At 69.6% G+C, this 22605-nt stretch carries 18 protein-coding genes and 3 pseudogenes; 14 read left to right on the top strand and 7 right to left on the bottom strand.

Annotated elements, in window-relative coordinates; all coding sequences use genetic code 11:
- The 3 genes and pseudogenes from QH470_RS27430 to QH470_RS27420 form a co-directional block, all read left to right on the top strand.
- Window positions 1-379 (top strand): annotated as a pseudogene (locus tag QH470_RS27430) (hypothetical protein); the annotation flags it as partial.
- 70 nt (window positions 380-449) lie between these two features.
- Window positions 450-2186: an L-aspartate oxidase gene (locus QH470_RS27425; protein WP_280275241.1), complete on the top strand. Its 1737-nt coding sequence runs from the start codon at window positions 450-452 to the stop codon at window positions 2184-2186.
- A gap of 22 nt (window positions 2187-2208) precedes the next feature.
- Window positions 2209-3135, top strand: coding sequence for a sigma-70 family RNA polymerase sigma factor (locus QH470_RS27420; protein WP_280275240.1), 927 nt, complete (start codon window positions 2209-2211; stop codon window positions 3133-3135).
- Window positions 3136-3153: 18 nt separating this feature from the next.
- Here QH470_RS27420 and QH470_RS27415 read toward each other — a convergent pair.
- Window positions 3154-4248 (bottom strand): annotated as a pseudogene (locus tag QH470_RS27415) (low temperature requirement protein A); the annotation flags it as partial.
- A gap of 275 nt (window positions 4249-4523) precedes the next feature.
- On the opposite strand from QH470_RS27415, the gene QH470_RS27410 reads away from it, so the two are divergent.
- Entirely contained in the window at window positions 4524-4931 is a 408-nt protein-coding gene (locus QH470_RS27410) for a YciI family protein (RefSeq protein ID WP_280275239.1), read from the top strand.
- 78 nt (window positions 4932-5009) lie between these two features.
- Here QH470_RS27410 and purN read toward each other — a convergent pair whose 3' ends face one another.
- Window positions 5010-5621 carry a phosphoribosylglycinamide formyltransferase gene (purN, locus tag QH470_RS27405; RefSeq protein WP_280275238.1) on the bottom strand — a complete coding sequence of 204 codons (612 nt, stop codon included), beginning with the start codon at window positions 5619-5621 and terminating at the stop codon, window positions 5010-5012.
- Between the two features lie 148 nt (window positions 5622-5769).
- Between purN and QH470_RS27400 the strand changes: the two genes are divergently transcribed.
- Entirely contained in the window at window positions 5770-6849 is a 1080-nt protein-coding gene (locus tag QH470_RS27400) for an ABC transporter permease (protein ID WP_280275237.1), read from the top strand.
- Here QH470_RS27400 and QH470_RS27395 read toward each other — a convergent pair.
- The 3 genes and pseudogenes from QH470_RS27395 to QH470_RS27385 all read right to left on the bottom strand — a co-directional run.
- Window positions 6843-7808: a carbohydrate kinase family protein gene (locus QH470_RS27395; protein ID WP_280275236.1), complete on the bottom strand. Its 966-nt coding sequence runs from the start codon at window positions 7806-7808 to the stop codon at window positions 6843-6845. The genes QH470_RS27400 and QH470_RS27395 overlap by 7 nt on opposite strands.
- Complete coding sequence (locus QH470_RS27390) at window positions 7805-9268, bottom strand: mannitol dehydrogenase family protein (RefSeq protein ID WP_280275235.1); 1464 nt, start codon at window positions 9266-9268, stop codon at window positions 7805-7807. The genes QH470_RS27395 and QH470_RS27390 overlap by 4 nt, the downstream gene beginning before the upstream one ends.
- A pseudogene (locus tag QH470_RS27385) lies at window positions 9259-9426 on the bottom strand (NAD(P)-dependent alcohol dehydrogenase); the annotation flags it as partial. The gene QH470_RS27390 and the pseudogene QH470_RS27385, both read right to left, overlap by 10 nt.
- Before the next feature lie 75 nt (window positions 9427-9501).
- On the opposite strand from QH470_RS27385, the gene QH470_RS27380 reads away from it, so the two are divergent.
- Window positions 9502-10821: a phosphatase PAP2 family protein gene (locus tag QH470_RS27380; protein WP_280275234.1), complete on the top strand. Its 1320-nt coding sequence runs from the start codon at window positions 9502-9504 to the stop codon at window positions 10819-10821.
- A 71-nt stretch (window positions 10822-10892) separates the two neighbouring features.
- Here QH470_RS27380 and QH470_RS27375 read toward each other — a convergent pair whose 3' ends face one another.
- A complete protein-coding gene (locus QH470_RS27375) occupies window positions 10893-11834 on the bottom strand; it encodes a PfkB family carbohydrate kinase (RefSeq protein ID WP_280275233.1) in 942 nt (313 codons plus the stop codon).
- Window positions 11835-12088: 254 nt separating this feature from the next.
- Here QH470_RS27375 and QH470_RS27370 point away from each other — a divergent pair, with 254 nt between their 5' ends.
- Together QH470_RS27370 and QH470_RS27365 are read left to right on the top strand one after the other, a co-directional pair.
- Window positions 12089-12856 carry a beta-phosphoglucomutase family hydrolase gene (locus tag QH470_RS27370; RefSeq protein WP_280275242.1) on the top strand — a complete coding sequence of 256 codons (768 nt, stop codon included), beginning with the start codon at window positions 12089-12091 and terminating at the stop codon, window positions 12854-12856.
- Window positions 12853-15192, top strand: coding sequence for a glycoside hydrolase family 65 protein (locus tag QH470_RS27365; protein WP_280275232.1), 2340 nt, complete (start codon window positions 12853-12855; stop codon window positions 15190-15192). Before QH470_RS27370 ends, QH470_RS27365 begins: the two co-directional genes overlap by 4 nt.
- A 6-nt stretch (window positions 15193-15198) precedes the next feature.
- Here QH470_RS27365 and QH470_RS27360 read toward each other — a convergent pair whose 3' ends face one another.
- Window positions 15199-16098 carry a MurR/RpiR family transcriptional regulator gene (locus QH470_RS27360; RefSeq protein WP_280275231.1) on the bottom strand — a complete coding sequence of 300 codons (900 nt, stop codon included), beginning with the start codon at window positions 16096-16098 and terminating at the stop codon, window positions 15199-15201.
- Window positions 16099-16258: 160 nt separating this feature from the next.
- Here QH470_RS27360 and QH470_RS27355 point away from each other — a divergent pair, with 160 nt between their 5' ends.
- The 6 genes from QH470_RS27355 to QH470_RS27330 are packed head-to-tail and all read left to right on the top strand — an operon-like array spanning window position 16259 to window position 22480.
- On the top strand, window positions 16259-17047 hold the full coding sequence (locus QH470_RS27355) for an amino acid ABC transporter ATP-binding protein (RefSeq protein WP_280275230.1): 789 nt from the start codon (window positions 16259-16261) through the stop codon (window positions 17045-17047).
- 24 nt (window positions 17048-17071) lie between these two features.
- Window positions 17072-17965 (top strand): glutamate ABC transporter substrate-binding protein, encoded by an 894-nt coding sequence (locus tag QH470_RS27350; protein WP_280275229.1) that lies wholly within the window; start codon window positions 17072-17074, stop codon window positions 17963-17965.
- An 11-nt stretch (window positions 17966-17976) separates the two neighbouring features.
- Window positions 17977-18627 (top strand): amino acid ABC transporter permease, encoded by a 651-nt coding sequence (locus QH470_RS27345; RefSeq protein WP_280275228.1) that lies wholly within the window; start codon window positions 17977-17979, stop codon window positions 18625-18627.
- Window positions 18624-19502 (top strand): amino acid ABC transporter permease, encoded by an 879-nt coding sequence (locus tag QH470_RS27340; RefSeq protein ID WP_280275227.1) that lies wholly within the window; start codon window positions 18624-18626, stop codon window positions 19500-19502. The genes QH470_RS27345 and QH470_RS27340 overlap by 4 nt, the downstream gene beginning before the upstream one ends.
- Before the next feature lie 25 nt (window positions 19503-19527).
- Window positions 19528-20319 carry an enoyl-CoA hydratase/isomerase family protein gene (locus QH470_RS27335; RefSeq protein WP_280275226.1) on the top strand — a complete coding sequence of 264 codons (792 nt, stop codon included), beginning with the start codon at window positions 19528-19530 and terminating at the stop codon, window positions 20317-20319.
- A 7-nt stretch (window positions 20320-20326) separates the two neighbouring features.
- The gene (locus QH470_RS27330) at window positions 20327-22480 is read left to right on the top strand and encodes an acetate--CoA ligase family protein (protein ID WP_280275225.1); all 2154 of its coding nucleotides are present in this window, start codon (window positions 20327-20329) and stop codon (window positions 22478-22480) included.
- The last annotated feature ends 125 nt before the right edge of the window (window positions 22481-22605 follow it).

Genomic DNA, 22605 nt, shown 5'->3' with positions numbered 1-22605 from the left:
CCATCACCAGGGCCGCGGTCGCCGAGGCGATCGGATAGTGGTCGAGCAGGTGGAACAGCGCGAAGTTCGAGTCCAGGGGGGGGGGGGGGGGGGGGGGGGGGGGGGGGGGGGGGGGGGGGGGGGGGGGGGGGCGGCCGCGGTGGGACGGACCGCGGCCGGTGACCCGATCGACGGCATCGTGGAGATAGCCGGGCCCGAGGTGTTCGGCCTCGACGAGTGGGTGCGCACCGTGCTGACCGCCCGGTCCGATCCGCGCCAGGTTATCGGCGACCCGCAGGCACGCTACTTCGGCACACGCCTGACCCGGGACAGCCTGTTGCCCGGCCCGGATGCCCGGATCGGGACGACGCGGCTCGCGGAGTGGCTGGCCCGGCAGTGACCCCTGGCACGCGGGCGACGCTCGGCGACGCCCGCGTGCTCTCGCCCGAATGCGGAAAGGAAACAATCCGATGGTCGACTCTGTGACCGAACGGCAGCTCACGACCTCGGTGCTGGTGATCGGCACCGGGGGCGCCGGGCTGCGGGCGGCGATCGAACTGGCCGAGCGCGGTGTGGACGTGCTCATGGTCGGCAAACGTCCGAAGGCGGACGCCCACACGACCCTCGCCGCGGGCGGGATCAACGCCGCGCTGTCGACCATGGACGCCGAAGACAGCTGGCAGCAGCACGCGGCGGACACCCTCACCGAGAGCTACCTGCTGGCCCGGCCCGACACGGTACGTGTCGTCACCGAGAACGCCGCGCGCGGCATCGAGGACCTCGAACGGTGGGGAATGCCGTTCGCACGCGAGGCCGACGGGCGAATCTCCCAGCGGTTCTTCGGCGCCCACACCTATCGGCGCACCTCGTTCGCCGGTGACTACACCGGCCTCGAGATCCAGCGCACCCTGGTGAACCGGGCGGCCCAGCTTGGCATCCGGATCATCGACACCTGTTACGTGACCCGAATCCTGGTGCGCGACAACGTGGTCTTCGGCGCCTACGGCTTCGATCTGGAGTCGGGCGACCGCTACGCGTTCCGGGCCGACGCGGTCGTTCTCGCCGCGGGCGGCCACACCCGCATCTGGCGGCGCACCTCCTCGCGACGCGACGAGAACACCGGCGACTCCTTCCGTCTCGCGGTGCTCGCCGGCGGCCGGATTCGTGATCCGGAACTCGTGCAATTCCATCCGTCCGGGCTCATCGAACCCGAGAACGCCGCCGGGACACTGGTTTCGGAGGCCGCGCGCGGCGAGGGCGGCATCCTCCGCAACGCGCAGGGCGAGCGCTTCATGAAGCGCTACGACCCGGAGCGCATGGAGCTGTCCACCCGCGACCGGGTCGCCCTCGCCGCCTACACCGAGATCAAAGAAGGCCGCGGCACCGCGAAAGGCGGTGTCTGGCTGGATGTCTCACATCTCCCCCGGGAGACCATCATGCGGCGGCTGCCGCGCGTCTACCAGACGATGCTCGAGCTACAGATGCTCGACATCACCCGCGATCCGATCGAAATCGCGCCTACCGCACATTATTCGATGGGTGGCGTGTGGGTGCGTGCCGCGGACCACGGCACCGGCGTCGAGGGGTTGTACGCCATCGGCGAGGCCTCCAGCGGCCTGCACGGCGCCAATCGCCTGGGCGGCAACTCGCTGATCGAACTGCTCGTCTACGGCCGGATCGTCGGCGCGGCGGCCGCGCGATATTCGGTGGAGCTATCGGTGCAGCGGCGATCGCACGGGGCGCTCGCCGAGGCCCGCGCCGAGATCGACGCGCTGCTGACCGCCGACGGCCGGGAGAACGTCCGGGCGCTGCAGCGCGCGCTGCGCAACACCATGACCGAGCACGCCGGCGTCGTCCGGGACGAGGCCGGTCTGCGCGCGGGCCTGGCCGAACTCGACGAGATCGAGGATCGCATGGCGGATATCGGCGTGCACCCCGATGCGGCCGGTTTCCAGGATCTCGCGCACGCCTTCGACCTGAAATCGTCGGCGCTCGCGGCGCGGGCCACCCTCGAAGCCGCCCTGGAACGACGAGAGACTCGCGGCTGTCACAACCGCACGGACTACCCCGCGCTCGATCCGGAGCTGCGCGTGAACCTGGTGTGGTCGGGCCCCGGCCGAATCGAGCGGGAGGAAATCCCCGCGATTCCCGAAGAGATAGCGCGGTTGATGCGAAACGTCTCGACGGATGGAAAGCTGGTCGAATGATCGCCCGGCACCTACCACGCGCATGACGGGCACGCCTCCCGACGCCGATCTCGGGCGGGCGCTCGGCGAATTCTCCGGCCTCAGGCCACGGCTGTTCGGCATCGCCTATCGCATGCTCGGCACGGTCGCCGACGCCGAGGACATCGTCCAGGACGTGTGGGTGAAATGGCAGTCGTATCGGGACCGCGACTCGGTGCGGGATCCGACGGCTTTTCTGATCACCATGACCACCCGGCTGGCGATCAACGCGACCCGGACCGCACACGCGCGCCGCGAAACCTACCTCGGCCCGTGGCTGCCCGAGCCCGTCGACACCGGCGCCGATCCCTCGCTAGGCGCCGAGCGGGCCGCGGCGCTCGAGACCGCGGTGCTGGTGGTGCTGGAGAAGCTGACCCCGACCGAGCGGGCGGCCTTCGTCCTGCGCGAGGCCTTCGACTACCCCTACACCAAGATCGCCGATGTCCTCGAGGTCAAGGAGGCCACCGCCCGCAAACTCGTCAGCCGGGCGCGGCAGGCCGTCGCTTCCGAGCGGCACGCACCGGTCGACAACACACAACAGCGCCGCCTGCTCGAGGCCTTCCTCGAGGCCGCGCGGGCCGGGGATCTCGACGACCTCGAGACGCTGTTCGCCGCCGAGGTGGCCAGTTACAGCGACGGCGGCAGCAAGGCGGTCCGGGCCTCGCGCATTCCGGTCGTCGGGCGGACCCGGGTGGCCAGGTACGTGGCGGCGTTCGCGTCACACTTCTGGACGGGGGTCACCCTCGACCGGGTCGAGGCCAATGGTCGCGCGTCGGTGCTCATCAGCCGGGACGGAGCGGCCGTCGCCTGGGTGACCGTCGGCGCCGCCGACAGCGAGCACATCGATCGGGTCTACTGGGTGCTCAACCCCGACAAGCTCGGGCGGCTCGCGGAAGCCGTCGGACGGACCGAGGACTCGGCCGCGCAGTGACATGGTTACGGCCGCCGCGCACACCACAGCGACGCCGGTGACGGTCAGGTGCGGAACGGCGACAGTGGCCAGCGGCACGAGCAGGACCGAAAACGCCGCGGCGACAAGGATTCCCGGATGGGGGCCAGACCTCAGCCCGGCATGCGTGACCCAGAGCAGCACCAGGAATACGGCCGTCGGAATCGCGACGGCGTATCCGACAGTCAGCGAACCGCCGTGGCTGTCGGCGCGCACCGCCACCTCCGAGCCCGCGCCAAGGGCGGCGAGCGCCGCGAAGGACCCGTAATGGCCGTAGCCCCACAGGAAGGACCGTGTCCGCCGCTCGGCCAGCGCGTCGCCGCTGGGCTGTAATTCGTAGAGCCACCACAGCGCGAACAACAACACCAGGCCGGACAGTGCGACCAGGACAGGTGTGGGCCGGAAGCCCGCCGCGAGCGCGTCGGCGATTCCCGTGGACACCGCCAGCACGCTCTCGCCCAGCAGAATGATCGTGAACAGCGTGTAGCGCTCCGCGATGTGATGCGGATGCCAGTTCGTTCCCGTGGGCCGCTCTGCCCACACCGGAACTGCCAGCTCCGCGACGACCAGCGCGCCGAAAACCCAGTGCGGCGTCGTGCCGTGCAGCACGCCCAGCCCGGCCGCCAGTTGCCGGGCCAGCCACAGCACCTCGAGCACGGCGATACCCAGCGCGTACCGCAGCGCGGTCGCCCGGCCCGTGGCATCCTCGCGCGCGGCCCGAAGCCATTGCGCCGCCAGGGCACTGCGCATCACCAGGTAACCCGCGGTGATGACGAGGTAATCGCCGTGGGCGAACGCCGCGGGAATCCCCGCGGCCAGCAACAGCACTCCCGCCATCTGTACCAGGGTGAGCAACCGGTACGCGACGTCATCGGTGTCGTACGACGAGGCGAACCAGGTGAAATTCATCCACGCCCACCACACGGCGAAGAAGACCTGCAGGAACGGCGTCAGAGCCGACATCGGATGTCCGGCGTCGACGGCGTGCCCGAACTGCGCGACCAGACCAGCCACCGCGACCACGAAGGTCAGATCGAACAGCAACTCGAGCTGCGTCGCCACGCGATGCGGCTCATCGATCGAGCGCCCGCGCATCGGAACCCGCAGCGGCACAACAGTTCTGCCGCTGATCGCGCCTTCGGTCGGTTTCGTGGTCATCACCGGCAGCTCCCGAGTCTGTCGAGGTTCTACACCCAGGACAAGACAGCGACGCGATTCGTGACGAGCGGCCGCACTTCGCGCAATTCCGCGCCGAAGCGGGCACCCGGGAAATCCCCGTCCTCGTGCTGGAGCCGAGCAGTACCGACCCGAGCATCGCCCCCTGAGACCGCCGCGACCAGAATGGGACCGGACACTTCGAGGAGACGACGATGGCCAAGTACCTGCTGCTCAAGCATTACCGAGGCGCTCCGGCCTCGGTCAACGACGTGCCGATGGACCAGTGGACCCCGGCGGAACTGGCCGCCCACCTGCAGTACATGGCAGATTTCGCCGCCCGGCTACAAGCCACGGGCGAGTTCGTCGACCACTTGGCGCTCGCCCCCCAGGGCACCTTCGTCCGCTCCGACGGTACGGGCCGCCCACCGGTCACCGACGGTCCGTTCGCCGAAACAAAGGACCTGGTAGCGGGATGGATGGTGATCGATGTGGAAACCTACGCCCGCGCACTGGAACTGACCGCCGAACTCTCCGCAGCACCCGGAGCCGGCGGAAAACCGATCCAGGAATGGCTCGAACTACGCCCCCTGTCCACCCCGGCACCCACGGTGAACGAGTGAACGAAGCGGCGCGATTCGCCCCGCCAACGGGAAATCATTTGCGGTCAGCAGTAAACCGACCTACGTTCGCCGCCCTGCTCAGCGCTGCTCTGGAGGTGTGAGCGACTCGCGCTGAGCGGCGATCTGCTGAACGACGGTAGGGAGTAGTTGGTGTTCGGCGCCGAGCACCCGTACGGCCAGGGAGTCCGGGGTATCGCCGGGGAGGACTGGGACCTGATGTTGGGCGATGATCGGGCCGGTGTCGTAGTCGTCGGTGAGGATATGGACGGTAGGGCCCGAGATCTTGTCACCGGACGCCAGGACAGATTCGTGAACGGCCCTGCCGTACATGCCTTTTCCGCCGTGACGCGGGAGCAGGGCGGGATGGATGTTGATGATCCGGGAGGCGTACGCGGAGCGGACCCGAGTGCCGAGCTTCTTCATATAACCGGCGGTAACGACGAGGTCGGCCGAGTGGCCGGTCAGGGCGGACAGGATCGCCTCGTCGAGATGCCCGGGATGGGTGCGGTCGGACAGGTGCAACGCCGGGATATCCGCGTCGCGGGCATACGCGAGCGCTCCGGAACCACTGTTGTTACCGACGACCAGAACGACATCGAATCGGGCGTCGGGCGCGAGCGAAGCCTGGTGAAGCGCACGAAGATTCGATCCGTTGTGCGAAGCGAGAACAGCAACTCGAAGTCGAGACACTCCGGCAGCGTCGCATGCGGAAACTCCGGCCGAGCAAGGGGTGAACGGCTCCGAGGTGGCGGCGGCGCCGACCGCTGCCCACCCCCTCGCCTGGCCGACCCATGCGAGGTTGCCGGGTGGCGGCGGTGGGCGAATCTAGGGTGTCGGTATGCCCGAGAGCGATACCGAGTACACAGGTCGTCCGCGGGGGGAGGCGGGTAGCGGCCAGGTTGCCGATTGGCGGGGGTGGTGGGACGGGTTTCGGCGGTCGCCGTTTCTGCCCGCGACGGTGCTGGTGTTCATTCTGGGTGCCGCCGCGGGGCTGTTCGCGGGGTCGTACACCTACATTCTCGCCAATCCGACTCCGCATCGGATTCCGGTCGCGGTGCTTCAGAACGATCACGCGGCGTCGAGCCGGGACGTGGCGTACCTCGCGGGGATGGATCATGCGCTGAACGGTGCGATGCATGTGGTCCGGTTCGATGAGCCGGATGCGGCGAAGAATGCTGTCGAGGCGCAGCGGGTGTTCGCGATCATGGATGTACGGCAGGCGGACCGGGTGACCGTCGATGTCGCGGGCGCTTCGGGTTCCTCTGTGGCCGAGGTGATTTCGGGTGCGGCGACACAGGTGGGCAGGCAGGTTCAGGTTCCGGTGACGGTCACCGATATCAACCCGCTGCAACCGGGTGATCCGCGCGGACTGGCCATTTTCTACATCACACTGGCGGCCGTCATCATCGGCTTCGTCGGCGCCATCCAGCTGAGTGTGCATGCGCGAGCGTTGAATCCGGCGGAACGGATCGCCTACACCGTGGCGTATTCGGCGCTGGGCGGGTTCGTCATCGCGGCGGTGGTGGACTGGTGGCTGGGCGCGCTACAGCTGCCGTTCCTGGAGTCGTGGTTCATCCTTGCGCTCACCATGTTCACCTCCGGCATGATCTTCACGATGTTCAACACACTGTTCGGGCGCTGGGCGATGATCCCGACGTGGGGCCTGATGGTATTGCTGGGCAACCCGTCCTCGGGCGGCGCGGTGTCCTGGCCGCTGTTGCCCTCGGCGCTCGGCAGCATCGGCCGCTGGCTGCCACCCGGCGCCTCGGTCAACGCCCAGCACACCGCCGTCTACTTCGCCGATCACCAGCACGCGCTCCCCTTCCTGGTCCTGGCCGCCTGGGCCGTGGCCGCCAGTGCGGTGTTCTGGATCTGGCGCGGGCGGCACCCGGGCGGACGCGACGCGGACGCCTACTGAAGGGCGTCGCGGGTGGCGCGGTCGGGGAGGTCGGCTCCTGGGCGGGAGACGGTCACGGCAGACGAGAGGGCTGCGATTTCGAGAACCTCGCGTAAGGTGTCGGAGCCTATGTGATTCAAGGAGTTTCGATTCTCGGCACCCAGCAGCCCCGCTGTCCACAGGGCGTCGATCAAACCCGCTGTGAAGGCATCCCCCGCTCCTACCGTGTCTACGACAGTGGTCGGGGGTGCGGGGATGTGGATCGTGGTGGTGCGGGTGAGGGCGAAAGCGCCTCGGGCGCCGAGGGTTACGGCGATGAGGGCGGGGCCTTTCGACAACCATTGGACGGCAAGGTCTTCCGGGGAACGATCCGGATCGATCCAGCGCAGGTCCTCGTCGCTGGCCTTCACGACGTCGGCGCGGGATACCAGCGCGTCGATGCGGGCTCTGGCGGCGGCGGGGTCGGCGATCAGTTGGGGGCGGAGGTTCGGGTCGAAGGTGATCGTGGAGCCGGGGAGGTAGCGGTCGATCGTGGCCGATACTTCGGCGGCGCCCGGTTCCAGCACGGCCGCGATGGATCCCGTGTGCACGACCAGCGGCGCGGCGACAGCGACCGGTCGGGGTTCCCATTCGATGTCGAAATGGTAAGTCGCGGAGCCTTTCTCGTCGAGCACTGCCCGAGCTGTCGCGGTTCGGGAAGCCGAGACGCTTCCCTCGGTGAGCGCGACACCGGACGCACGAACGTACTCGATGATCCGCCGACCGCGCGCGTCGTCACCGAGGAAGGTGGCGAAGTCGACCGGCCGACCCAGCCGGGCGAGGCCGACCGCCACGTTGAGCGGGCTGCCGCCGACGTGCTCACCCGTCTCCCGCCCGTCGCGCACCACGATGTCGATCAACGCCTCGCCGACGACCAACGCGCCGCGTCCCTCGCCCGGCTCCCCCGCCGCCGCGGCGTCACGGTGCCGGCCCACCGTCATTCCGGCTTCACCACGGCTTCCAACGTGGCGCGGGCACCGTAGCGATGCAGGGAATCCAGCGCGGTCACGTAGGCGTCGACGAACCGCGGCTGATCGATCAGATCCCCGAATACCGCGCGGTTCTCCAGAAAGGCCGTCGGGTTGTCCCGCTGCGTCCGCGCGAGCGGGACCAGCGTGTCCGCGAGCCGGTCGACGACCTCGATCGGCGCGCCCTGCTCGTCGACACCCTCGGCGTAGCGGGCCCAGCACGCCACGGTCGCCGCGGCCAGCCGCACCGGACGCCCGGCCGCGAGATTGTCACGGACCACCGGCAGCAACCATTTCGGGATGCGGTCGGACGAGTCGGCGCACAGCCGGGCGACGGTGTCGCGGACGTGCGCGTTGGCGAACCGCTCGAGCAGCGCACCCCGGAACGTCGTCAGGCCCGGGACTCGGGGCAGCGTCGGCATCGCCTCGTAATCCAGGTACTGGTCGAGGAATTCGGCGAACAGCTCGTCCTGCGCCGCCTCGTGCACCAGGCGGTAGCCCGCGAGATAGGCGAAGTAGCACAGACATTGGTGCCCGGCGTTGAGCAGCCGGAGCTTCATCAGCTCGTAGGCGTAGACGTCGTCGACCAGTTGCACGTCCGCCTCGTCCAGCGGCGGACGTCCCGCGGCGAAATCGTCCTCGAGCACCCAGGCCGCGAACGGCTCGGCGATCACGGGCCATTCGTCGTGGACCCCGGTGTCGGCCTCGAGCCGCGCGACGACATCGGGTGTGGTGACCGGGGTGATGCGGTCCACCATCGAGTTCGGGAACCCGACATTGCCGCTGATCCACTGTGCGAGTGCGGGATCGACCTGCTCGGCATAGCTCGTGAAGGCGCGGCGGGCTACCCGGCCGTTGCCCTCGATGTTGTCGCACGACACGATCGTCGGCGCCGGGACACCGCGCTCGCGGCGACGGGCCAGCGCCGCGGTCACCAAGCCGAAGACGGTCGCCGGTGGATGCTCACCGCTGAGGTCGCGGCGGACAGCCGGTGTGTCACAGTCGAATTCGCCGTCGCTGTCGCGAAGGTTGTAGCCGCCCTCGGTGATGGTCAGCGAGATGATCCGGATCGCGGGATCGGCGAGGACCTCCAGTACCGCCTCGGGATCGTCCGGCGCGTAACGGTAGTCGATGATCGAGCCGATCACCCGCGACTCCCGGGTACCGTCCGGGTACGCCAGAACGAGCGTGTAGAGACCGTCCTGCGCACGGAGCACGTCGCGCATGCGGCGGTCCGCGGGTGTCACCCCGATACCGCAGATGCCCCACTCGCGCGCCTTGCCGGCCGACAGCAGCCGGTCCACGTACATGGCCTGATGCGCGCGGTGGAACCCGCCGACGCCGAAGTGTGCGATACCCGCCCGGATCTCGCCGCGGTCGTACCGCGGTCCCAGTACCGGCAACCGCGACACGGTGTTCCGATTCAGCTCCATAGCTCCGCCACCTCGACGATCGATTTCAGGTTGCCGGGCCGCCGATCGGACTCCAGTGCCTGCGCGGCCCGTTCCAGCGGATACCTCGCCGTCACCATAGCGTCCGGATCGACGCGGCCGGTGGACGCGAGCGCGATCGCCGCGGACCACGTGTCGGCGAGTTCTCCCCCGCGGGGACGGGCTCGGCGAGTAGCGCCGAAACCCCTTGTTCATGCGGTGTTTACTATGTCCGAATGCTTCTCGACGACGCGCATGGGAGTTCGGCCTCGCCGATCGGACCGGCGAGCACGCGGCTCCGGGCGCGTCGATACGGCCCGGCGGCGCTGTGTGGGCTGGCCGCCACGGCGGTGCTGGTGCTCGTGGCCGGCGAGCTCATGGCCGCCCACCTGCACGCGCTGGGCCCGCTGACCAGCCTGTTGCGCGACTATGCCGGGATTCCGAAGTCGGCGACGACGCCGTGGGCGGGATTCCTGCTGGCACTGGTCGGCGTCGCGTGGCGCGAACGAGTGATCGCCGTGGCGGCGGCGGTCGGGTTGGACCTGCTCTTCGTCCTCGTGCGCGCGATCGAGGGCCACAAGTTCACCGTCGGCAACGGACCCACGCTGGTCCTGACGGCGTTGACGGTGCTCGTCGCGCTGCGCTGGACCGGCGACCGCCGCCACACCGCGCTGCGGACGATCGGCCTCGGCGCGCTGCTCATCCTCGCCACGAAGGTGAGCGAGATCTGGCTGGACATCACCGCGTGGGCGACGCCGCAGGTGCTCGATCCCTTCGTGCAGCAGGCCGATCGCGCCCTCGGCAATCCGTCGTGGCTGGCCGGGCAGGCGCTGGCGGCGGCCGGGCCGGTGGTTCCCGGCGTCCTGCACTGGGTGTACTTCGAGCTGCCGGTGGCCGCGATCGTCGTCGCGATCTGGCAGCTGCGCGGGGTCACCGGCGGGGTCTGGCCGCGGCATTATCTGGTGCGGACCTTTCTCACCATCGGGCTGATCGGGCCGATCTGGTACGTGGTTTTCCCGGTGGTCGGGCCGGTACTGGCGTTCGGGCCGGAGGGGCACGGCATGGCGCTCGCCGATGTGTGGCCGAATGTCGTTCCGCCGCTGCCCGCTTCGATCGAAGCGATGCCCTTCGACGGTGTCACGCCGCGCAACTGCATGCCGTCGCTGCACACCGCGTGGGCTCTGTCGCTGTTCATCCATTCCCGGGGCGGACCGCGCTGGCTGCGCTGGGGCGGAGTGTTCTGGCTGGTCTGCACGCTGGCCGCCACGCTCGGCTTCGGCGCGCACTACGGCATCGACCTGCTCGTCGGGGCCACGCTGTGCCTGACCATCGAATCGGGGCTGCGCGACCCGGATCGCGGGTGGGACCGGGCCCGGATCACCGTCGTGGCGCTGGGAGTGGCGTTGTTCGCCGCGATGCTGCTGTGCACCCGCTACGCCGCGGAGGTCATGGCAAGGTATCCGGTGCCCTGCGGCGTCGCGCTGATCGGCTCGTTCGCGGCCTTGGCGGCGCTGTTCTACAGCACCTGGTTCGCGCCACGGGCGACGACCGGTTAGGACCGCGAGCGTCGAACACCCTCGGCAGCGCATGGTTCGCGCTGCGGTCCGGGTGGTAGCGACCGGTACCGTCAAACACTCTCGACTGCTTGGCTTTTCAGACGGCCGAGATAATGGCGAAGGATGTCGGCCGTCAGCCGCGGACGGCCGCCGGGATGCCCGACCGTGGCGGCCGCGGCGGCGACGGCCCAGCGGGCGGCCTTCGGCGGCGGCAATCCGTAGTTGCGAGCGGCGGTGAGGGTGGCGGTGAAGGCGTCGCCCGCGCCGGTCGTATCGACCACGGGCGTGTCGATCTGCGGTAGCACCAAATGCTCATCGCCCCAGGCGAATACGGTGCCGTCGCCGATGTCGAGCACCACCATCGCGGGGCCGTACCGGAGCAGCGACCGCGCCGCGCGGATGCCCGCCGCCGCGGTGTCGAGCCGGTCGCCGGTGAGCAGCCGGGCTTCGCGATGGTCGGCGCGCAGCACATCGCAGGCGCGCAGCAGGGCGGCGCGGTGCGCATCGGGGAGCAGGCCGTCGAGGACGACGCGGCAGTCGGCGGCCCGCGCTCGGTCCACCAGGTCCGCCACCACGTCCGGAGGCTGCTGGAGTTCGACGATCATCGAGTTCGCCGACCGGAGCCAGCGCGCCGCGTGCGCGGCGTCGTCCAGAGTGAGCATCGTCGACGGCAGCAGATCCTCGAGATAGTGCCAGCGGCCGTCGTCCTCGAGGACGTCCACGATCAACCCGGTGGCGGCGCCGGGTCGGCGGACGACCGGCGAGCAGTCGATCCGGTCGAGTTCCGCCCGCGCGATCAACCGGCCGCCGATCTCGTCGTCCCCGACCACGCCCAACAGAGCCACACGCTGCCCGAGTTGTGCCGACGCTACCGCGAGATTCGCACCCTTCCCGCCCAGCGTCTCCTGCCGCTCGCCTACGCGCGCCGCGGCGTGGGCGCCGGGCAGCTCCGGGACGGTCAGCACCAGGTCCCGGGCCATCCGGCCCGCGACCAGCACATCCAGCGACCGCACAGCACCGCGATACCCGGCGTGGCAGGACGCAAACCAGGACCGCGAACGCGGCGGCCACGACGTGCCCGGCACTCGCCGCCGCACGGGCGAAAGCACCAGTGGCCGAGCATGTTACCGCCTCCCGGCCGACGTGTGGCAGATCATTTACCGGGTAGCCGCCGAACATGACTATTACGGCGCATCGACCCGGCATCCGCACCACCGCACCGCCCGGCCCGCGGTCGGCCACCCGGGAGTGATCGGCCGTGGCGGGTGTGGGACTGCCCGAATCCGTTTCGGGAGTGTTGTTCGATCTCGACGGCGTGCTGACCGATACGGCGGCGGTGCATCGGCGGGCGTGGAAGACGGTGTTCGACCGGTTGCTGGCCTGCCGCTGCGGGGCGCGGTTCCGGCCGTTCACCGAGGAGGACTACCTGAATTATGTGGACGGGAGGTCGCGGGCCGACGGCGTACGGGAGTTCCTGAAGTCGCGCACCATGGCGTTACCGGAGGGAAAACCGGACGATCCGCCGGGCCTGGCGACCGTATACGGGATCGGTAACAGCAAGAATCGCCTGCTGCTGTCGCTCATCGAGCGGGACGGGGTGCGGGTCTTCCCCGGCTCGGCCGGATACTTGGCAGCTGTGCGCGCAGCCGGTTTGCGGGTGGGGGTGGTGACCTCCTCGGCGAACGCGACCGCGGTACTGGCCGCCGCGGACTTCACGCGATTCGTCGAAGCGCTGATCGACGGCCGGGAGATCGCGCGGCGGGGTCTGCCCGGTAAACCCGCGCCGGACGCGTTTCTCGCGGGCGCCGAGGAGTTGGGCGAACCACCCTCCCGCACAGCCGTTTTCGAGGACGCGATCGCCGGGGTCACCGCCGCCCGCGCCGGTGGGTTCGGCTTCGTGGTGGGTGTGGACCGGGTGGGCGACGGGCAGCACGGCGGCGCATTGCGCCGCGCGGGAGCGGATCTGGTCGTCACGGACCTGTCCGAGTTGACTCCGGCCGACCGGTCCGCGGCCGAGGGAGAAGGAGGGCGATGAGGTCGCACGGTTTCGACATAGACCCGTGGCAGTTGCGCCGACACGGACTGGACCCGGACGCGCTGGAGCGGATGGAGTCCCTCTTCGCACTGTCCAACGGGCACTTGGGTTTACGCGGCACCCTCGAGGAGGGCGAGCCGGTCGGCACGCCGGGCACATATCTCAACGGGTTCTACGAGAAGCGTCAATTGCCCTATGCCGAAGCCGGATACGGCTATCCGGAAGAGGGCCAGACGGTGGTGAACGTGACCGACGGGAAGATCATCCGCCTGCTGGTGGAGGACGAGCCGATCGACCTGCGCTACGGTCGCGCCGTCGAGCACGAGCGCGTGCTGGACTTCCGCACCGGCACCCTGCGGCGGCACACGGTGTGGACGTCGCCGACCGGCCGCTCGGTGCGCATCCGCTCGGAGCGGCTGGTGTCGTTCGCCGAGCGCGCGCTCGCCGCCATCCGATACGAGGTGGAACCGCTCGACGACGACCTCGACCTGGTGGTCCAGTCGGACCTGCTGGCCAACGAGACGGTCGCGCCGCCCGGCAACGACCCGCGGCTGGCCGCCGCGCTGGATCGCCCGCTGGTCGCGGACTTCTCCGCCGTGCGCGAGACCACGGCCGTCCTCGCCCATCACACCCGGCGATCCGGCCTGCGGATGGCGGCGGGCATGGACCACGAGATCGAGGCGCCCGCCACGCCGCGCTGCGCCATCCATGCCGAGGAGGACCTGGCCCGCCTGACGATCGCGGTCGATGTGCCGAAGGGGCAGCGGCTGTGCCTGACGAAGTACATCGCCTACGGCTGGTCGAGCCGGCGGTCCGTACCCGCCCTGCGGGCGCAGGTGGACGCCGCGCTGGCCGCCGGTCTGGAGACCGGCTGGGACACGCTCCGCGCCCGGCAGCGCGCCTACCTCGACAACTTCTGGGACACCGCCGACGTCGAGATCGACGGCGATCCCGAACTGCAGCAAGCGATCCGGTTCGCGCTGTTCCACGTGCTGCAGGCGGGCGCGCGCGGCGAGACCCGGGCGATTCCGGCGAAGGGCCTCACCGGAGCGGGCTACGACGGACACGCGTTCTGGGACACCGAGACCTACGTGCTGCCGGTACTCACCTACACCGTCCCGATGGCCGCGGGCGACGCGCTGCGCTGGCGGCACAGCACGCTCGAGCAAGCCCGGCAGCGCGCCCGTGAACTCGGCCAGGCCGGTGCGATGTTCCCGTGGCGGTCGATCAACGGCGAGGAGGGTTCCGGCTACTGGCCCAGCGGCACCGCGGCCGTGCACGTCAACGCCGACATCGCCGACGCCACCGTGCGCTACCTGTCCGCCACCGGCGACGAGCAGTTCGAAACCGATTGCGGCGTAGAGCTTCTGGTCGAAACCGCGCGACTGTGGGAGAGCCTCGGACACCACAACTCGGCGGGCGATTTCCGCATCGATGGGGTGACCGGACCCGACGAGTATTCGGCGCTGGGCGACAACAACGCCTACACGAATCTGATGGCCCGGCAGAATCTGCGGGAAGCCGTCGAGGTGTGCCGAAGGCGCCCCGACGTCGCCCGGCGCCTGGACGTGGACGAGGCGGAGCTGACCGCCTGGAGCGAGTGCGCCGACCGTATGTTCGTGCCCTACAACGAGGATCTCGGTGTCCACGAGCAATCCGACGGCTTCACCCGGTACGCCCGCTGGGATTTCGACGCCACCCCGCTCGAGCACTATCCGCTGCTGCTGAACTACCCGTACTTCGATCTGTACCGCCGCCAGGTGGTCAAACAGGCCGACCTGACCTTGGCAATGTACCTGTGCCCCACCGCGTTCAGCGCCGAACAGAAGGCCCGCAACTTCGACTACTACGAAGCCCTGACCGTCCGCGACTCCTCGCTGTCGGCCTGCCCCCAGTCGATCCTCGCCGCCGAGGTCGGGCACCCGGACCTGGCCTTCGACTACTTCGCCGAGACCGCGCTGATCGATCTGCACGACCTGCACCACAACGTCGGCCACGGCGTGCATCTCGGCTCGCTGGCCGGCACGTGGCTGTGCTGTGTCGGCGGTTTCGGCGGGATGCGAGACTGCGGCGGGGAACTGACCTTCGCGCCGCGGCTGCCCGCGCGGCTGAACCGGCTGTCGTTCCGGATCATGTGGCGCGACAGGCGGATTCACGTCGACATCGGCAACGACTCCGCGACTTACCGTTTGCTGCACGGGGATCCGGTCTCGCTGCACCACCACGGCGAGTCCTACCTGATCACCGACGAACCTCGGACACTGCCGATTCCACCCCGGCCGCCGCGCGCCGAACCGCCGCTGCCCGCCGGACGACGCCCGCACCACCGGCCGTAGGCGTCGCTATTCGGCGAAATCCCTTGTATAGACGTGGAAGTCGCTGAGCAGCTGCTCCTCCTGCAGCAGTGAGGCCCGCGCCTCGCGACCGTGCGATTTCGCCACGCCCGCGGTGAGCGCCTGCACCAGCGAGGTGAACGCCGTCATCGACCGCAGCACCGACGGGCCCGCCGCGTCGACGAAGAAGCACTCGTCCGCGGTGGCCGCCAGCGGCGACCCCGGATTGTCGGTGAGCGCGACGACGTGTGCGCCAACCGATCGCGCCCACGCCGCGCCGCGCACGGTGTCGGCCATGTAGCGGTGGATCGACAGGGCCACGAAGCAGTCCCCCGCGCGCACCCGGCGCAGGTCGTCGGTCAGCGCGCCGGCCGTCGCCGTCACCAGCGCGACCTCCTCGCGCACCATCCCCAGCAGGTAGGCCAGCAGATACGCTGGTGCGTGGCATTTGCGCAGCCCCATCACGTGCACCCGCGGCGCCTCGGTCAGATGGCCGACCGCCGACTCCCACGTCGCGTCGTCGATCCGCGCGAAGGTGCGGGCGATATTGGCCTGGTCGAATCCGAGGGTGCGGTTCAACAGTCCGCCCCCGTCGGCGGGTAACCGCTCGAGCGTGTCGAAGCGCCGCAGCAGCTGCGCCTGCTCCTGCAACCGCTCCCGGCAGATCCGGGTCAGACCCGGATAGCCCTTGAGCCCCAGCGCATTCGCGAATCGGACCACCGTCGCCTCGTTGACGCCGACCGCCGCGGCGAGCTCCGACACCGTCATGAACGCGACCGCCTCCGGGTCCGCCATCACCCGCTCGGACAGCTTGCGATGCGCCTGCGACAACGTGTCGTGCCGCGCCCGTAGCTCGGCGACCAGTTCGTCGAAGGTCTGCGGCCCGTCGTCCGCGCGTTGGTCCGTCACGGCGCCATTCTCCCTCGCTCCCCTGTTCGGACCGGAAGGTATCCATCCGTCTTGGTAGGTTAAGTTGCATGTTAGTCGAGTTATGCAAATTTACTTGCATAACTCGCTCGAACGTTGTTAGCTGGCCCACACGAACGTCCGATCACGACGGGACCAACCCATGACAACGCCCTCGCGCACCGACGCGGCGACCGCGCCGCGCCCCGCTCCCCCCACTCCGCTGATCACGATGCGCGGGGTGACCAAGACCTTCGGCACCGTGACCGTGCTACGCGACATCGATCTGGACATCGCCAAGGGCGAGGTCGTCGTGGTGATCGGACCGTCGGGCTCCGGCAAGTCGACGCTGTGCCGGACCATCAACCGGCTCGAGACCATCACCGGCGGCACCATCACCTTCCGCGGCGAACCGCTGCCCTCGTCGGGCGCGGGGTTGAAGAGGGTGCGGGCCGACATCGGCATGGTGTTCCAGTCGTTCAACCTGTTCCCGCACATGACGGTGCTGCAGAACATCACCTTCGCGCCGACGCGCATCCGCAAGTTGTCCCGCGCCGCCGCCGAGACCAAGGCGAAGTCGCTGCTGGAGCGGGTCGGCTTGGCGCACAAGGCCGATGCGTATCCGCCGCAGCTGTCCGGCGGCCAGCAGCAGCGCGTCGCCATCGCCCGCGGCCTGGCCATGGAACCGGAGGTGATGCTGTTCGACGAGCCGACCAGCGCCTTGGACCCGGAGATGGTCAGCGAGGTGCTGGACGTCATGCGCGACCTGGCGAGCGAGGGGATGACCATGGTGGTCGTCACCCACGAGATGGGCTTCGCACGCGCCAGCGCCGACCGCGTGCTCTTCCTCGCCGACGGCGTCATCGCCGAGCAGTCCACGCCGGACGAGTTCTTCACGGCTCCGCGCAGCGACCGCGCCAAGGACTTCCTCGCCCGCGTCCTCCAGCACTGACCCCGCCTTTTCAGGAAGTTCGCCATGAGACGACTCTCCCGCCTCGCCGTGGCCGTGTTCGGCACCGTCGCGGTAACCCTCACCGCCGCTTGCGATTCCGGCGCACCACCGATCAACCTGTCCGATTCCGGTCCGCCGGTGGCGACCGACGTCCACTTCGCCCCCGGATCGACCATGGCCGAGCTGCACGACGACGGCAAGATCACCATCGGAACCAAGTTCGACCAGCCGTTGTTCGGGCTGAAGAACCCGGTCACCGGACGCCCGGAGGGCTTCGACGCCGAAATGGGCAAGCTCATCGCGGCCGGGCTGGGCATCCCGGCCGACCGGATCGACTGGGTCGAGACCGTGTCCGCGAACCGGGAGCCGTTCCTGCAGCAGGGCCGCGTCGATGCCGTCATCGCCACCTACACCATCACCGACAAGCGCAAGGACATCATCGACTTCGCCGGGCCGTATTACATTGCGGGACAGTCCTTCATGGTCCGCAAGGGCAATCCCGCGAAGATCTCCGCACCCGACGATCTGACCGGGAAGGGCGTCTGTGCCGTGGAGGGCTCGGCCTCCTCCACCAACGTCCGCAACCGGGTGCCGGGCGCGCACGTCGTACTCTTCGACTCCTACAGCAAATGCGCCGAGGCGCTGAAGAACGGCCAGGTGGTCGCCATGACCACCGACAACACCATCCTCGGCGGGCTGCGCAGCCTCGACCCGGACGCGTTCGAGCTGGTACCCGGCACCTTCACCGCCGAGCCGTACGGCATCGGAATCGCCAAGGGGCGCGCGGATCTCGTGCGATTCATCGATGACACGCTGCGCGCCGCCTTCGCCGACGGCACGTGGTCGGCGGCCTGGGATCGCACCGCCGGTCGCATCCTCGGCGCGGCGCCCGCTCCCCCGGATCTCGAAAGTTATTGAGGGCCACCACTATGCACGTACTCACCGAGAACGCCGCGCTGCTGTCGAAGGCGTTCGGAACCACCCTGCTATTGAGTGTCGCCGGCGGTGCGCTGGCCGCGGTCGTCGGGCTGCTGGTCGGTGTCGCCCGGCTCTCGCCGGTGCCATTCCTGCAACGGGCCGGAGCCGTCTATGTCGAAACCGTCCGCAACACACCGTTGACCGTGGCGTTCTTCCTGATCGTCTTCGTGCTCCCGCAACTCGGGCTGACGATACCGAGCTATGCGGCGGCGGCGATCGTCGCGCTGGGCTGCTACACCGCGGCGTTCGTGTCGGAGGCCGTCCGTGCGGGCATCAACACCGTCGGGCGCGGGCAGGCGGAAGCGGCTCGGGCGCTCGGCCTTTCGTTCCTGGAAAATATGCGGTTCATCATCGTGCCGCAGGCCGTGCGGGCCGTGGTGCCGCCGCTGGCCAATGTATGGATCGCACTGGTCAAGAACACCTCGATCGCCGCCGGTTTCGGCGTGCTGGAGCTGACCGCCTCGGGACAGCGGATCAACTTCCTCGACCCGGCGGCCGTGGTCCCGGCGCTGCTGTGGATCGCGGTGGCGTATCTGGTCATCACCCTCGGGTCCGCATTCGGATTCCGCAGGCTCGAGCACCGATTGGCGGTCGCGCGATGAGCACCTCCTTCCTCTACGACGAGCCCGGTCCGGCCGAGTTGCGCCGCTACCGCCGGATCACGATCGCCGCCGGGCTTCTCAGCGCCCTCGTCGTAGTGGCGATCCTGCTGCGGCTGCGGTCGCACGGGCAGCTCGAACGTAAACGCTGGGCCATCCTGCTGGACCCGGAAACCGGTGTGCCCCAAGCCCTCTGGCAGGGCTACCGGGCGACGCTGCAGGCCGCGGGACTCGCCATGGTGATCGCGCTGGTGATCGGGCTGTTGCTGGCGGTCGGGCGGCTGTCGGCGCACCGGCCCGTCCGGCTGGCCACCGGCGCCCTGGTCGAGGGCTTCCGCGGGGTGCCGCTGCTGCTGCTCATGCTGTTCGCGGCGCTCGGCTTGCCCAGTCTCGGACTGGAATTGAGCCTGCTGCACATCGTGGTGCTGGCGTTGGTCGCCTACAACTCCTCGGTGCTGTGCGAGATCTTCCGCGGCGGCATCCTGGCCCTCGACAAGGGGCAGACCGAGGCCGCCGAGGCGATGGGCCTGAACCGCGCGGTCGTACTGGGCAGAATCCTGCTGCCGCAAGCGATCCCGACCATGTTGCCGGTGCTCGTCAGCCAGATGGTGATCCTGCTCAAGGACACGTCGCTGGGATTCATCGTCGGGTACGCCGAACTGCTGCGGCAGGGGCGGTCGCTGGTCGAGTACTACGGCAGCCAGTATTCGATGCAGATCTACGTCGGGGTCGCGGTGATGTACATCGCCACCAACTTCGCGATCTCGTTCCTGGCCCGGTGGCTCACCTCCCGCCGCGGCCGCGGCAAGCGTTCGAAAGCCGCTCCGGCCGACAGCATTCCGCTCACCCCCACACCGGTGGTCGGCGCCGCGCGCTGACCCTCCCGAGAGGAGAACCACTTCCATGACCGCAGCCACCGAGGCCTCGCCCGTCCTGGTGTCCCGCCGCGACCGGGTCGAGTTACTGACGCTGAACCGGCCCGACCGGCTCAACGCCGTCAGCGCGGAGCTGTACCGCGACCTGATCGACGCCCTCGTAACCGCCGACGACGACCCGCGGGTCCGATGCGTGATCCTGACGGGCGCGGGGCGCGCGTTCTGCGTCGGCGCGGACCTGAAGGCACACGCCGCGGGCACCCGCACCCGTGCCGAGCGGGAAGACTACGTCCAACTCGGGCAGCAGGTCTGTCGGCAAATCCTCACCATGGACACCCCGGTCGTGGCCGCCGTCAACGGCTACGCGCTCGGTGCGGGCGCGGAAATGGCGGTGAGCGCGGACTTTCTGGTGATCGCCGAGGAGGCTCGGATGGGCTTCCCGGAGGTCTCCATCGGCACCTTCGTCGGCGGTGGGATCACCCACCGGCTGCCGCGGTTGGTGGGTCTGCGGCGGGCGACGGATCTGCTGATTCTGGGCGAACGGTTCACCGGCACACAGGCTTTCGAGTGGGGCCTCGCGCATGCCGCCGTTCCGAGCGACGCGCTGCTGGATTCCGCTGTGGCACTGGCCGACTCGCTCGCTACCAAGGCGCCGCTGGCCCTGGCGCGGATGAAGGCCGCGCTGCGCCGGGACGACTCGCTCGACGCCGCACTCGACACCGAGCCGGGCGAACTGCTGGCCCTGATGGACACCGAGGACTGGGCCGAGGGCGTCGCGGCGTTCGCCGAGCGGCGCGATCCGGTGTTCCGGGGAAAGTGAGCATCCGGTGACACACGCCTCCACAACCCTCGCCGACACCGAACGCACCGCGCTCCAGCGGCTGTTCGATCCCCGTTCCATCGCGATCGTGGGCGCCTCCACCGATCCGGCCAAACGCGGCTACCAGGCGATTCGCGCGCTACAGGAATCCGGGTACGCGTATCCGGTGTACCCGGTGAATCCCCGGGCGACCGAGATCCGCGGCCTCGAGGTCGTCGCGGGCATCGATCGGTTGCCGCCCGGGATCGATGTCGCGCTGATCGCGGTTCCCGGTACCGCCGTCCCGCGGGTGCTGCGGGAGTGCGCCGCCGCCGGGATCGCGGGTGCGGTGGTGCTGGCCAACGGATTCCGGGAGATCGGCGCGGCGGGCGCGGAACTCGAAGCCGAGTTGGCGGCGGTCATCGCCGAGACCGGGATACGGGTGATCGGGCCGAATACCTCCGGCATCGCCAATGTCGGCAGCGGCGCGAATCTCGTAGGGCTGCAAGATATTCCGGCGGGACCCCTCGGTGTCGTCACGCAGAGCGGGAACATGCTGCTGTCGCTGGTCAACGATGTGCGCGCGGTGCGTGGGCCGGGCCTGCACGCCTACGTCGGGCTGGGCAATCAGTCCGACGTGCGTTACGACGAATGCTTGGCCGAACTCGCCGCGCAGCCGGGCTGCGGTGCGGTGGCGGTGCACAGCGAGGGTCTGGTGGACGGGCGCGCGTTTCTCGCCGCCGCGGCCCGCACCACCCCGGGTACGCCGGTCGTGATGCTGCGCGGCGGCCGGTCGGCGGTGGGGCAGCGAACCGCGTTGTCGCACACCGGTTCCGTCGCCGGATCGGACGCGGTCGCCACCGCTGTGCTGGGACAGGCCGGGGTCGAACTGGTGGAACGCTCCGACGAACTGGCCGTCGTGGCCGGGGCGCTGGCGACCACCGCACCGGTGCTGCCCGGCCGCCGGGTGGCCGTGCTCAGCGACGGCGGCGGGCACGCCACGCTGGCCGTGGACGCGCTCACCGCGCGCGGCATCGACCTGGCGGAGCTGAGCGACGCGACCCGGACAGCCCTGCGGGCGCTGCTCGGACCGGCGGCGTCGGTGGTCGATCCGGTCGATGTCGCCGGTGCCACCGACGCCGACCCGACCGTCTTCGCCCGCGCGGCCGAACTCCTGATGGCCGATCCCGCGGTCGGGCTGATCCTCGTGGTGGGACTGTTCGGCGGCTACCACGCGCGGTTCGACCGGTCGCTGGAGACCGCCGAGAACGACACCGCCCGCAGCCTGCTCGCCGCGCAAAAGTCCTATGGCACACCGCTTGTGGTGCAGAGTTGCTACGCCGCGGACCCGATCGGCAATCACGACATCCTGCGCGCCGCCGGGGTGCCGGTGATCGCGTCCATCGATCACGCGGTACGGATCACGGCCGCGCTGGACCGGCGCGCGCGGCGACGCGAGACCGCCGACGCTCGGTCGACACTCGCGCTGCCCGCGGCCGCCGCGCCCGTGACCGCGCAGTCCGGTGTACTCGACGAGCCGACCGCCCGCCGCCTGCTCACCGCCGCGGGAACCGTCGTCGGGCCGTGGGCCTACGCCGCCACGCCGAAGGAGGCCGCGACCGCGATCCGCGGCTTCGATCAGCCGTGCGCGCTGAAAGTGGTTTCCCCGCAGGTGATTCACAAGTCCGAGGCCGGTGGCGTGCGGCTCGGCGTGACCGCGGAAAACGCCGTGGCGCAGACGCTCGGGATCATGGATTCGGTGCGCCGCACCGTCCCCGACGCGCGCATCGACGGCATGATCGTCACGCCGATGGCGCCGCCCGGCGTCGAACTGCTGGTCGGGGCCACCCGGGATCCGATCTTCGGTCCCGTCGTCGCGTTCGGCAGCGGCGGGGTGCTGGTCGAGGCGCTGGCGGACGTCACCTTCCGGGCCGCGCCGTTCACCGAACTCGAAGCGCGGGAGATGATTCGGGAGACGGTCGCCTCCCGGATGCTCGACGGATACCGGCACCTGCCGCCGGTCGACCGGGACGCGCTCGCCCGGTTCCTCGTCGGTGTCGGTGACCTGGTCGCCGCGCATCCGGAGATCGCGGAACTGGACCTCAATCCCGTCATCGCCGCGGGAACGGGCATAGTTCCGGTGGATGTCCGGATCGTCATCACACCCGAGGAGTTTCAATGATCGTGTCAAGCCGCAGTTCTGATCGGGGCTGGTGCCTCGGTGGTGAACGTGCGGTTGTCGCGTACGAGCGCCCAGATGACGTCGATCAAACGGCGGGCCAGTGCGATGAGGGCTTGGGTGTGGAT

It is taken from the genome of Nocardia wallacei, from assembly GCF_029868745.1.
Lineage (GTDB): Bacteria > Actinomycetota > Actinomycetes > Mycobacteriales > Mycobacteriaceae > Nocardia > Nocardia wallacei_B.
This window is presented reverse-complemented; position numbering and strand designations above follow the sequence as displayed.